We start from the raw sequence: 13775 nt of genomic DNA on the forward strand, positions 1-13775 counted from the left end.
CCCGAACTCGGCCTGCTGCGCCAGTACACCCGGTCCAACAACCAGCAGGTCGCCTTCACGTACGACTCCAGACGCCGGCCGTACCGTTCCACCTATCCGGCCACCGACCAAGGGTACCGCTTCGATTCCCGGGGCAACCTGACGACGCTGTACGACTACAAAGACCGCAGCCGCGACAAATCGTTCGGCTACGATCAGCTCAGTAGGCTGACCAGCTTCAACGGCCTCTGGGGCACCGGCAGCTACCAGTACACCACGTCCGGTAACCGGCTGCAGAAACGGATCGGCAGCGCCACCACGACCTACAGCTACAGCAACCACCTGCTGTCCGGATCCGGCTACGCCTTCAACGGCGACGGGGACATGACCCGAAACGGCCCCCTGAGCTTTGGCTACGACCGCTTCCACTCTCTGGTGACGGTGACGCAGGACGGTGAACCATCGGTCACCTACGGCTATGACGGGGACCGACAGCGGGTCAGCAAGACGGTCGGCGACCGGGTCACACTCTCTATCCACGACCCGGACGGCACCGTGCTGAGCGAGCTGAGCGAAGACGGCCGGGTGCTGGAAAACTATATCTACCTGGGCGATACCCTGGTCGCCCGGCGCAGCACCAACCGGCCCGGCGATCTGCTTCGGGACGGCAGGATCGAGCTGACCGATGCCATGGTCGGCCTGCAGCTTGTCGCCGGCAGGCCGGTGAGTGTCCCGTTTACCCGGGAAGGCGACATTGGCGGCGACGGCCGGCTCGGACTGACCGAATCCGTGCATGACCTGCGGGTGGTGGCAGGTCAGTTACCCAATGAGTCTTACGAGCTGTTCTGGTACGATACTGATTATCTCGGCAGCCCGATGACGCTCAGCGACGAAACGGGCGACGTACTGTGGCAGACCGATACCCTGCCGTTTGGCGAAGTGTATGAAGAGACCGGTCTGGGAGCGTTGAACAAGCGGCGCTATCTCGGCAAGGAACTTGACCCCGAGACCGGTCTGCTCTATTTCGGAGCACGGTACCTTGACAGCCCGGTGGGCCGGTTCCTCTCCGCCGACCCGGTGGGGTTGGTCGACCCGTTGACCGGGGCGGTCAACCTTGAAATCCTGGGTAACCCGCAGCGGTTGAACCGTTATGCCTATGGCTTAAATAATCCGTATCGGTATATTGATCCAGATGGGGAGTCTCCGGTTGCAGTCGCGTTATCACCACTCATAGTAACACCAATCCCAGGTGCACGAATAGTTTATGGTGCCGCCGTTGCCGGATCCTCAGTCTATGCAGGTTACAAAACCTACAAAACTTGGCAGTATTTAAACGAAAACAGTAAAAATTCTTCAACACCTGATTTTGTAGGTCAGCCAGATGGTACAATCGTTGACATTAATGAAACACCTCCTGGTTCTTATGATCAACCTGATGGAGGGAGAACTGATGTCTTACAAAAAGAGGATCATGGTGCAGGCCAATCACACACACATGACCCAATCGTAAATGTAGATAAAAAGACAGGAAAAAGGTATGTAAATGGCAAGACGAAGCCAGGTCGTGCAGTTTCAGCTTCAGATGTAAAAAACATACAAAATGGCGATGCAAAAAGGTCCAAACCCAAAAAACGTTAGGGCCCTTCACACTTCTGGATAAGAAATGAGCACACAACAAGAAATGAACACCAATTGGTGTGATATAGAATTAACCGAAATTGCATGGTTAAATGACGGCAGAGACCTCATTTTAAGATGGCAGTGTCCTAACAATGTTCTGCGAACATTGACTTGTTTTTGGGCTTCTGCTGTTAAAATTGATCTCATTTCAGCTGACAATGAACTTGGATATCCATTTACGTGGGATGCTCATTTTAGGCAGTCCTCAACAGGAGAGTGGGAATTACTATTTGACTTCGCTTCCAGGGGCGATATTTCGCTTCAATGCAACGAATTGCTATTAGAAGAAACAAATTCCGGTCAAGAAGAGGATTGAAGTATTAGTAGGGGGACGTTGTTTAATTGTTGAATTTTGCAAGAATCTCTGATATCTCAGCCCCATGCCGAGACAAACACGATTGGACATACCTGGCCTCCTTCAACACGTCATAGTCAGAGGAATAGAAAGAAGGAAAATATTTATCGATGATTTCGACAGAAAACGGTTTGTCGAGCGATTGTCCGATTTGTTGGAGGAAACCGACACAGATTGTTTTGCTTGGGCATTGATTCCCAATCACTTCCATCTACTGCTTCGAGCCAATCGACTTGAGCTGAAGCAGTTTATGAGACGATTGCTCACCGGCTATGCTATAAACTTCAATACCCGCCACAAACGATCCGGCCATGTCTTCCAAAACAGATATAAGTCAATTGTTTGCGAAGAGGAAACGTATCTGTTGGAATTGGTGCGCTACATCCATCTCAATCCATTACGGGCGAGACTCGTCTCCGACCTGGTGGCCTTGAGCGAGTTTCCTTGGTGCGGTCATTCAGTTTTAATGGGAAATCAGGAATTGCCAGGACAGGATATTGAAGAAATATTGACACTGTTTGGCACAAATCTTGGGCAATCACGCCAGGGTTATTCTGATTTTATCAGGGATGGCGCCTTTCAGGGAAGAAGGGATGACTTGATTGTCGGCGGACCTCAAAGAAGCATGAAGAAGCAGGTGGAGCGACAAGATGACCTGGAAATTTCTGACAGCCGGGTCTTGGGGAGCGGAGTTTTTGTTGAGCGTCTTCGTCATGAGGAATTTTTGCGAGAAAAGATGATGAGTGGCATGTCGCTGCCAGAATTGGCCGGTCGAGTTGAAGCATTTTTCAATCTTGAGAAAAACAGTATCAAGCGACGCAGTAACAACCAGGAAATGAAGGTAGCGCGTGATGTTTATTGCTATATGGCGGTAAGGATTTTGCGATACAGCGGAACTCATGCGGGTGAGATTCTCGGTATTGGCCGTTCTGCTGTATCGCATGCTGTGCGGCGAGGAGAGCGGATCATAGAGGATAACGATAATCTGATCGACGGGATAATGGCAGTGATCTGATTCAACAATTAAACAACGTCCCCAGTATTTTTTCCCATGCGCACGCGCACCTGATGTTTGATCAAACATCGTTCCAGGGGGATGAGATTGCCGGAGAGACGCAAGCCGTCCACCTCGACCCAGGCTACCCCGTGCTCGCATGCGTCAGGGTTTTCGACCTCGATTGCGTAAATTGCTTCACCGTGGCGGTAGTGCAGGTTGAACCCCGGCCAGGTTGCCGGGATGACCGGTGCAATCCGCATCTGTTCGCCGTGTACCTGCAGGCCGAGGATTTCTTCAAGCCAGGCTCGATACATCCATGCCGCCGAGCCGGTGTACCAGGACCAACCCCCCCGGCCAATCCTGCCGGGCAACCGGTAGATGTCGGCCGCCACTGCATAGGGTTCGATGCCGTATCGCCAGGCTGCCGCCGCATCGCGGGTGTGCTCGATCGGATTGAGCATCCGCAGCAGGCGCACCGCCCGTTTCCCGTCTCCGCTTCGGGCCATGGCCATGGCAAGCCACAGGGCGGCGTGGGTGTACTGTCCGCCATTTTCGCGAACTCCCGGTGGATACCCCTTGATATATCCCGGTGATGGTTCGGAGGTGTCGAACGGCGGTGTGAAGAGCAGCACCAGAGCTTCATCCTCACGAACAAGATGGTGCCAGGCCGATTCCAGCGCCTGCACTGCCCGGGCTGGTTCTGCTGCCCCGGTCAGCCAGGCCCACGATTGGGGCAGGGAATCGATTCTCGCCTCGGTGCTGGCGGCCGAGCCGAGCGGGGTGCCATCGTCAAAGGTGCCGCGCAGATACCACTGGCCGTCCCAGCCGGATTGTTCTATCCGCTCGGCCAGAATTTCTCTGTCCTGTCGATAGCTCCGGCCCAGTTCCGGATGCCGCAGTATGTCCGCCAGCTCGCCCATTCCCTGCAACACATCACAGAGGAACCAGGCCAGCCAGATGCTCTCTCCTTTCCCCTCGGCACCCACCAGGTTCATGCCATCGTTCCAATCCCCGGTCCCGATCAGCGGCAGCCCTAGAGATCCGGCCGTCTGCCCCCGAGTCACCGCCCGCCGGCAGTGCTCGAACAGGGAGGCTTGTTCAGCGGAGATAGCCGGTACGGCGTACTGCTCGTGCTGGCCGTCGGCCAGCGCTGTGGCTTCAAGAAAGGGAATGTCCGTTTCCAGGATCGCCGCGTCGCCGGTGGTCCGGACATAGTGGGCGGTCACATAGGGCAGCCAGAGCAGGTCGTCGGAGATCCGGGAACGGATTCCGGCGCCGCCCGGCGGGTGCCACCAATGCTGAACATCTCCCTCCCTGAACTGGCGGCCGGCGGCCAGCAGGATCTGGTCCCGGGCCAGTTGAGGCCTGGTGGCGCAGAAGGCCATGATGTCCTGCAGCTGATCGCGAAAACCATAGGCACCGCTTGACTGATAGAAACCGGATCGCCCCCAGATACGGCTGCTCAGGGACTGGTAGCGCAGCCAGCGATTGAGCAGCAGATCGGCGGAACGCTCGGGGGTACGCACTTCAACCGTTCCCAGGAGATCGTCCCACCAGGCTGTGGTCCGGACGAGGGCGTCTTCCAAGGCGAGCTCGTGCTGGAAAGCGAGCACCAGTTCCCGGGCCCGGAACGACGATTCAGCCTGTCCCAGCATGCAGACGATATCATGGTATTCGCCGGGCGCCAGTTCAACGGTTGCTCGGAGTGCGGCACCGGGGTCAAGCCCCGCGCCGACCCGCTCGGACAACCCGGGAAGTTCCATGCCTATCGGCCGGGCCAGGGAGCGATTGCGGCCGATGAAGGCGGTGCGGTCGCCGCTGTAGGACTCCGGCGCCGGGGTCATGGCGACAAAGGTGACACGATCGCCATAGTCCGGGTGGTAACGATTTTGTGCGAAAATGGCCCGGGTTTCTTCATCTCGGCGGGTGACGACATGCATCCGGGAGGTCTCGCGGTTCTCGCCCAGGGTCAATTCGACGTAATAGGTTATCGATATCCTGCGCTTCTTACGGGATGCATTGGTCAGTCGCAACCGCTGCAGCTTGACCGGTTGGCCGCCGCTGTCGTCGACGGGGACGAAGACTGTCAGTTCCTGTTCGATGCCATGGCTGTTATGCTCGAAGACGGAATATCCCGCCCCGTGCCGTGCCCGATAGGCCACTGGTTCCCGGATCGGCGCTACGGTCGGCGACCAGAAGTTGCCGCTTTCCTCGTCACGGATGTAGAGCGCCTCCGAGGCCGGATCGAGTACCGGATCGTTGGACCAGCCGGTCAGGCGGTTGCTTTGGCTGTTGCCGTACCAGGTGAAGCCGGCCCCGGTTTCACTGACCAACGTTCCGAAATTCGGGTTGGCGATGACATTGACCCATGGCGCCGGGGTGTTCGTGTCGGGACCGAGATAGATCGCGTATTCCCGCCCGTCTTGGGTAAAACCGCCAAGGCTGTTGAAATATTCCAGCTCCATGAAGGGCAGTGGGGCGGAAGGCTCCGGGGGAACCCTTTTCCGTGCCATTTTCGTCGGCGGCTTGGGGGAATCGACCGGTGCTTGCAGTTGCCGGGATAACGGCCCCCGAGCACCAACCAGAACGATACTGGCGGCAGCGCTGAGAAGCGTCAGGTCTTCTTCCGGGAGCTGGCTGGCGTTCCTGAGAAATACTGAGCCGGCCCGATCAGTGGCGGCTGCCAGGGAATGGGCCTGGACCAGCTGTTCAAGTCGTTCCTGGACCGGTTGCTCATAGCCCCCCGCCTCCTCGTTGAGAATCACCAGGTCGACCGACAGCCCGTGCAATTGCCAGAACGTGCGGGCCTGGAGCGTCTGGCGCACCAAGGCGATTTCCCGTTGCTCGCCGATGCTGACCAGGACGATGGGTAGATCGCCCGATATACCGTACGGCCACAGTCCAGCCTGCCCCTTGCGATTGTCTGCCAACCGTTTGGCAGACGTGCGCAGCAGACTATTTGGGAACAGCAAATGACTGGCCAATTGCTGGAAGCGGCGCGCCTCGTCGGGCTGGATGTGCAGCATCTGCAGCTGCTGCTGAGCCGAATGCCAGGCGAAATCCATGGCCCGTCCGGCGGCGTGGAGCTCACTGTATTTGTCCATCAGGAGAAGAACTTCTTCGCGGCTGGCTCCGGCCGCGAGTACCGTGCAGACCTGGTAACGCTGCCCTGGCTCCAGGGTAATGTTCTGCCGCAGGCTGAGAATCGGATCAAGGACAAACCCCTGGCTGTTGCCGAGACTCTGTACCGCTCCCATGGGTCTGGCAAGATCCCGTCCACGCCCGATAAACCGGGCCCGGTCGGTTTCGAACTGCCAATTGTCATCGGCGGTGAAACCCTCTTCGGCGGGGGCGGAGGTAAGGCGGTGGGCGACAAACAACGGTGGGTCGTCGTTGCTGCGTGGTCGTCGGTAGGCGAGGAGCACCTGGGAGTCGGCAAGTGCCTCGGTCTGGATGAACAGCTTGTTGAAAGCCGGGTGCTGGCGATCGGCGTTGTGAGCGGCCATGGACAATTCAACATAGCTGGTCAGATTGACCTGACGGCGGCGGCTGGAGTGATTTACCAGGGTAATTCGGCGCACCTCCACGTCGTCTTCCGGCGAAATGCTGACCTCTGTTTCGGTGTAGATGTCATCATCACTGCACCGGAATATGGCCCGGTCCAGAGTGAAGTCCACCGAATAGCCTTCAGTCGTGCCGCCGACCGGATGATGGGCGGCGGACCACAGGCGATCGGGCTCCGTCTCGTGAAAATAACAGAAGACTCCCATGGCATCGCAGGTCTGGTCTGAGCGCCAGCGGCTGATCTCCTGGCCTTTCCAGCTGCTATAACCGCCGCCGCTGTTGGTGATCATCAGATCATAGCGACCATTGGACAAAAGCAAGGTCATCGGGGTGATCGTATGCGGGGTGGTAAAGGTGCTGGCTGTCGGTGCGGCCAGGTCGCCGCTCAGGGGCACCGGTTCGCTGTTTCGGGTCGAGACCAGGTGTAGCGGCGGCAGGGTCGGGATGCGTTCCTGCAGCAAGGCTTCAAAGGCCTGGACCCGCGGGTCGCTGTGGAAGCGGCGCGGAAATGGGTCGCCATGCAGGAAGTTGATTAATGCCAGAAAAGCCATGCCCTGATGGTGGGCCATATAGGCCTTGATGATGACTCCACGCTTGGGATCCTGGAGAGCGAGATCATGCTGGGCCTGCCGGCTGAAATCGATCGCTTCGAAAAAGCCGTACTCGGCCAGCATTCCCAAATCAGCCAGCCGCTTGAGGTTTCGCACGGCCTTGCTCGGGGAAACGTGCAGGGCCAGCAGGGTGGCGTAGGGGGCGACCACCAGCTTCTCTTCAAGGCCACGTTTCAGGCCGAGGGTCGGCACGCCGAAGGCCTTGTACTGATAGGTCTTCTCCATGTCGAGGTCGGCGAAGGCCGATTCGGAAATGCCCCACGGTACGTGGTGGCTGCGGCCGTAAGCAATCTGCACTGCCACCGCTTCCCCGGCCGCTTTGTCGAGCAGTGAATTGTCGTAGGAGCGCTGGAACAGCAAGGGCATCAGGTATTCAAACATGGTCCCTGTCCAGCTGAGAAGCACGCGGCGCCGGCCGATTGCGCCATAAGGCCGACTCATGGAAAACCAGTGATCGAGGGGGACATCTCCCCGGGCGATGGACAGGAAACTGCCGAGCCGGGCTTCGCTGGCCAGCAGGTCGTAATTGGCGTCATCAAGACGGTTCAGCGAGACGTTGTAGCCGATGGTAAACAGCTTGTGCTTGGGATCGTAGAGAAAGCGCATGTCCATCCCGGACGACAATTCCTGGACGGTCTCGATGAGTTGCTCGGCCACGGCCAGGGTTTCGCCGGCCAGCCATTGGGCGGAGGCAAAGGCAGCCAGTAGTCGATCGAACCAGGGCAGTAGAGCCGATTCGGCCGGCAGAGACTGCTCCCGAATTTGCCGGAGGACGGTCATGGCTTCGATCTGGCCATGGGCCAGCGCGGCGAGCGAGGGCGCCCGGACCAGATCCCGACGGATGGCGGTACAGGCCACTTCTCCCAGCGGGGCAAGCTCTTCTGCGGTTTTTTCCGCCAGGATTTCGATCCAGCTCAGATAACGGTCTGCGCTCACCTGCCAACCGGTCGCCTGCTCCATCAGTTCCGTTGCCCATGGACTTTCTCCCGCGGCCGCGACGATGGCGGTGAGCTCTGTTACCGTCCGCTGCTGCAGATCGAGCTGGTCGACCACGGTTGACGGGGGGCCGTGCCATTCCCGCAACAGGGCATCAACCAACGGCAGGGCGCCTCCTCCGGCCCCCGACTGAAGCAGGTCTCCTTTCAGGATTTCGCCGGTGTCGGCCAGACCGGTGAAGGTCTTGTGTCCGAAAAGTGGCTGGTGCAGCAGCTCGTTCAGACCCTGCTCAAGAACCCACAGGGAGCCGAGCAGGTTGCCGCTGTCGACGGTGGAGACGTAGCGTGGTTCGAGCGGTGCCAGTGTCTGGATATCGTACCAGTTCAGCAGGTGTCCCTGGTATCGGTCGAGACGGGCGATGCTGTTCATGCTGCCACGCAGTCTGTCCACCACCTGGTTGACGGTCAGGTAGCCGCAATCAGAGGCGCCGAGAGTACTGGTCAGCCACAGGCCGATATTGGTCGGACTGGTGCGCATGGCCAGGCGGCCCTGGTGCGACACCTGGTAGTTGTCCGGTGGTAGCCAGCTGGTGTCGGCGCTGACAAAGGACGAGAAATATCGCCAGGTCCGCCGGGCAACCTGCCTGAGCAAGAGGCGGTCCTGTTCCGGTAGCGGTTGGCGTCGCCGCCCGGCTCCCGGCGGCAGGTTCAACAGCCAGCCGAGCAGTGGCGCCGCCAGCCAGAGAACGAGCCAGGGGGCTGCCTGCGGCAGGCTGGCCGGCATGATTTGCCAGACTGCTAAGCCGGCTACACTGCTGAAGAGAGGAACCAGGGCCAGGCCGGCCACGAACAGGGGGTGTCGCTGTCCGGTGCTCCAATGGCTGGCCTGAGTCTTCCATTGGAGCAGATCGCGCCGGGAGATCAGGCATCGGTACCAGGCGCGGCCGATGGCGTCGAGGGCTACCGCCGCCTGGTGCGGCAGTAACGCAGCATCGGCCGTTGCCCGCAACAGATCGTGCCGGATTTTGGCCAGGTCGAGATACTTCAAGCCGCCGCGACTGGTGGCCATGGTCAGCGGCTGGGTCAGGGGGTGGATAAGGAGCTGTAATCCGATCACCAGGCCGGCTATGGTGCCGACGCTCGGGGAGATGATCCAGGAGATGAGCAACAGGCCCAGACTTGCGGCCGGCAGCAGGCTGCGGCGCAGGTTGTCGAGGATTTTCCAGCGATCCATCAGCGATAGTGCATTTTTACCCCGGCCGCCGGCCGGCTGCGGGACCCATGGCAGCAGCCAGGCCGCGATCTGCCAGTCGCCGCGGATCCAGCGATGAGCGCGGCTGGAGTAGCTCCGGTAGTTCTGCGGGAAATCATCAAAGAGTTCTATGTCACTGGCCAGACCGACCCGGACATGGGCTCCTTCGAGCAAGTCATGGCTCAGTATCCTCCCGTCCGGAAATCGTTCCGACAGCAGTCGGCTGAAGGCGTGGACATCATAAATCCCCTTGCCCTGGTAGGAGCCTTCACCGCTCAGGTCCTGGTAGACATCGGCAACCGCTTCGGTATAGGGATCGACACCGATGGCATCGGCAAACAGCCGGCTGAAGATCGATCGGTTGGTGCTGTCCAGGGTTGGACTCACCCGCGGCTGGATGATGGTATACGTGCCGGCGATGATGTGCCCGGCCGCATCGAAGCGCGGCTGGTTGAGAGGGTGGGCCAGGGTCTCGATCAGTCGACGGGCTGTGCCGTGCGGTAGCTGGGTGTCGCTGTCGAGAGTGATGACAAAGCGGACGTCGGTCAGCCGCTGCCGGTCGCCGACGGCGACCAGGGGGCAGGCCGTCTCGGGACGTGTCCCGTCAATCAGGCGGTTGAGTTCCTCCAGCTTGCCCCGCTTGCGCTCCCAGCCGATGAATTGCAGCTCTGATGGGCACCAGGTGCGGGGCCGGTGAAAGAGAAAGAAACGCTCACCACCATGCCGGTGGTTGAGCTCTGTAATGAGTGCGGACGCCGTATCGAGCAGGTGGGCATCTTCCAGGTCGGAGAGTGTCGGTGAGTCGGTATAGTCCGCGAACAGGCTGAAGAAGAGATTGGCATCCTTGTTGGCGAGGAAGCGAATTTCCACCTTTTCCACCTCGGCATGAATCGTATCATCATCCACCAGCATCATCGGCACGACTACCAGGGTGCGGAAGGCGTCGGGAATTCCCTGCTCCCTGAAATCCATCTTCGGTAGGGTTCGGGGCGGCAATAGTCGTGAGATCAGATAATTGACCACCTCGATCGCCAGCTGGCTGACCGGAACCAACAGAAGCAGCACCAGAGCGGCATGCAGCGCGAGTGATCCTTCGGCAGGGCGGTCGGGATCGAAGGCAACAAGAGCAATCGGCACCGCCAGCAGCAGGGAAACGGTACCGACGGCCGACAGATAGAAGGTGGTGTGGTGTTGATAGATCCATGCCAGCAGCCGGTATCGGCGTGTTTCGCGGCAGGCCAGCAACTGGGCCAGTTCGGACCTGCCTTCGCCGGTCAGCCAGGTGCCGACATGGCTGCGACGCCTATCGAGGTCTGCCTCGCTTTCCGCTCGACTCGACTGTTCGATCGCCTCTTCGGCGACCTGTTCCTCGCTGAGGGCTGCAGCCAAGGCGAGTTCCTCGATCGCCCGCCGGCAGCGATCGCGGGTGGGAAAATCCGTCCCGGCGTAGAACCCGGACGGATCGCGGCGCAGTATCTGCTCCACCCGGCTGATGTTCTCGAACACTTCCCGCCAGTCCAGCAGGGCGAGCTGGCGCAAACTGGTAAAGGCGTTGCCGCAGGACAGCTGTTCTCTGGTTTGCCGATTCTGCTCCCGTAGCGTGATGTCGTAGAGCGAGTCCTTGAAGCTCCGTTCGAGCCAGCTTCGGACCGGCGACAGAACCACGTCCTCGTCATAGAGCAGGCCGATCAGTTGGGCTCCGAAATAGGGGCTTGGGGTCGGCTCGGCCGTGGCCAGTTCCGCCAGGGTCTTGAAGAGTTGATTGGACCCGTGACGATTGGCGGCACTCAGCCGATTGGTCCAGAGATCGGCCAGCTGGCGTTCGCGCAAGTCTTCAAGGGCGGTGACGGCGAAGCTCTGGATGTTTTCGATCAGGGCGATGCGCAGCATTTGGGGGACTGCCCAAAGTTCACCGATGGTCAAGGTCCGTACGGACTGGTACGCGTCGATAAAGGCCAGCACATTCTCCCGGTCAAGACGCAGATCGGTATGGGAGACCAGGTCCTTGGCCAGGCCGTAGATGCACGGCAGTCCGCGGTAGTGGGCAGAGGCCAGAACCGGCAGGCGCCGGTAAAAGCTCCGGGGAAGGTTAACCAGGACATCGCGAGTATTGCCCTCGAGGATGTATTCGTTGTCAAGTATCCAGTCGGCCGCCGGCGTCGTTTTCTGTTCCAGGTGGGTTGCGGCGGAGAGATCGGCGCAGACCTGCCGTATCCACGTCTGCGATTTTCTCAGCCGTTTTAACAACTCAACGGAACGATTCGGCCGTGAGTCCAGCACCTGCTCACCGGCATGGCGCCGGGCATGCTCATGGATCTGGGTAGAAGATAGCTTCACCACCCGCACTCGCTCTCTGTCCCGTCTCTCGCATCTGGGGTGGATGACGAACAGTGAAGGGTGGGCCTCGCCATTTTCGCGTAAGAGGGCCATCGGACGCCGCAGGGAGTCGACGGACGTCTGGAGGATCAGGACGGATTCACCGGGCATCAGCCGGCGGCTGTGAGCGTCGGTCACCTCGGACTCGACACCATGCCGGGAACGTCGCAGCCAGGCAAGTGTTACCGCGGCCCCGATGGCTCCACAGCCGAGGATCAAAACCAGCGAAACGGAAAGGTTCCATACCGGCGGGGACGACCACCCGATCCAGGCCAAAAGCACCAGCGCCGCTCCCCCCGCGGACAGGGTGGCGACCACGCTGACCGTTAAGACAAGACGGCGGAAAAACGAATCCGTGACCTGGATATCGCCGTCCTCGTCCTTATGCACCAGGGCGCTCCGGTTATATCCCTGCCGGATCAGTCCCCGGAGAGCATCGCGGCCTTCCTGCTGCTTGGTGAAATATCCGATAAGAATGGCTGAGCCCACATGTATCCTATGTTTCTTCGTTTGTTGTTCAGCTGCGCTATCCGGATCTTTGACCAACATCGAAGCGTTTGGTTGATGGCGGGATCCGGGACAATCGATCCCGGTGAGAGTGGAGAGCGCTGACGTTGGTGAAACTGTTGAGGCGGTTTGCCGACCAGCGTTTCCCGTGACACGATGTTGCAATTTTCATGCAAGGACTGAAGACGACATTTTGCCGGAGATACGACCGGAAGGACCGATGGAGGGATCTGCTACCCGACACTCTCCGCCAGGGCCCGGAGATGAAGAGGCGGAGCACAGGAGGTGCCATCCTTTCCGAACGGAGGGTGCGATGAAGGCTGAACGGGTCAGGTGGTCGATATAGCCTATGTAGGACCATCCAATGCCGGCTCGGGCGCCGATCAAGGGGGCTAGATATAACCAGTGGTGATATATGACCATGAACGCCCGACTCGCCATGGTGTCCGGAATTTACATTTTCAGCAGATTGTTCATTAAAAACATAGTGATGGAATTGCTTCCAGCGAGTCATAAAGTGCTGGCACAGCGCTTGCTTTGTGTGGGAGTGTCGGCTGAATTCTCTAGGGGAGCTTGAAAAATCCGGAATCCCGTTCAAGATCGAGGCGCGCAAGAAAATTTTACCGCAGGCATATACATGATATTTCGAGGATAAAATTTGATTGTGCAACAACGAGATTGGGCGGAATGACAATTTTTCAAGCTTCCCTCTACGCCGCGATGATTTTCACCGGTTCCACTTGAGAAAAGAGTTGGAAGATCTTCGGCAAGAGTGCCGACGATTCTATCAGCATTGCCCGGAACCATATGAAGAACCGGTCGCATGGCGGCTGAAATGATCACCACTATGAGGAGCTTCAGGAAGAGCACATGACAAACATCATCAGGACCATCATGAAGGTGCTGCCGGGTAAGCAGAAAGAAATAGTGCAGACATTGTTGTCACTGCCCCAGCCGCCGGTTAACGAGGGCTGCTTGAGCTACGATATCCTAGGCGATATCGAGAACAAAAATGTTATCAACTTGATATCGGAATGGCAGACCCGCCGGCAACTCAACCGATATATTTCGTCCGAAAGATTCAGCGTCCTGCTCGGGACCAGGAGCCTGTTGTGCGAACCGTTGGACATTCAAATCCTGACCATTTCAGAAACGGAAGGTATGGAGGCTGTCAGTGCGCTGCGGAGAAAAGAAACCGTTCCGTGCAAATTCATGCGGGAAGGAGATTGACGATATGATAATTATCCTTGTCCGGGGATCTCGGTGTCGATGTAGTCAATGCCTTGGATAGTGGCATTTTCTAATGACTTGAAGATGGGGGGAGGCGCGGGAAGAAGAGTTGCGCTACTGGTCCTCCGGTGACTGAGAAATTACCTGGGCTGCTGAATATCGGCAGATCCATCCGGCATTTTCCGGCAGCTGTCTCAGTCGTTCTGAAGCGAAGCAAAAAAACAACACGGAATCATCTCTTAAAGAACCCCGAGTCATATGATAAGATGAAACATATCTGTTTCTCCGG

Annotated in this window: 5 protein-coding genes; 4 read left to right on the forward strand and 1 reads right to left on the reverse strand. The window is 58.5% G+C overall.

The window, feature by feature from the left end; genetic code table 11:
• From BUC26_RS09695 to BUC26_RS09700, 3 genes are all read left to right on the forward strand, one after another.
• On the forward strand, positions 1-1617 hold a 1617-nt coding region (locus BUC26_RS09695; protein WP_143165972.1), incomplete at its 5' end, for an RHS repeat-associated core domain-containing protein.
• Between the two features lie 25 nt (positions 1618-1642).
• Complete coding sequence (locus BUC26_RS22950; RefSeq protein WP_143165973.1) at positions 1643-1975, forward strand: hypothetical protein; 333 nt, start codon at positions 1643-1645, stop codon at positions 1973-1975.
• Between the two features lie 82 nt (positions 1976-2057).
• The gene (locus BUC26_RS09700; protein ID WP_244155828.1) at positions 2058-3029 is read left to right on the forward strand and encodes a transposase; all 972 of its coding nucleotides are present in this window, start codon (positions 2058-2060) and stop codon (positions 3027-3029) included.
• 8 nt (positions 3030-3037) lie between these two features.
• Here BUC26_RS09700 and BUC26_RS09705 read toward each other — a convergent pair whose 3' ends face one another.
• The gene (locus BUC26_RS09705) at positions 3038-12238 is read right to left on the reverse strand and encodes a GH36-type glycosyl hydrolase domain-containing protein (protein WP_073375796.1); all 9201 of its coding nucleotides are present in this window, start codon (positions 12236-12238) and stop codon (positions 3038-3040) included.
• An 888-nt stretch (positions 12239-13126) separates the two neighbouring features.
• Here BUC26_RS09705 and BUC26_RS09710 point away from each other — a divergent pair.
• A complete protein-coding gene (locus tag BUC26_RS09710; RefSeq protein ID WP_073375606.1) occupies positions 13127-13486 on the forward strand; it encodes a putative quinol monooxygenase in 360 nt (119 codons plus the stop codon).
• Positions 13487-13775 lie beyond the last annotated feature (289 nt).

Origin of the sequence: Desulfofustis glycolicus DSM 9705 (genome assembly GCF_900130015.1) — a bacterium.
Classification (GTDB): Bacteria; Desulfobacterota; Desulfobulbia; order Desulfobulbales; family Desulfocapsaceae; genus Desulfofustis; species Desulfofustis glycolicus.

Coding starts and splice junctions, on each gene's coding strand:
- BUC26_RS22950 (WP_143165973.1), top strand. CDS start 1,643: ATGAGCACACAACAAGAAATGAACACCAATTGGTGTGATATAGAATTA.
- BUC26_RS09710 (WP_073375606.1), top strand. CDS start 13,127: ATGACAAACATCATCAGGACCATCATGAAGGTGCTGCCGGGTAAGCAG.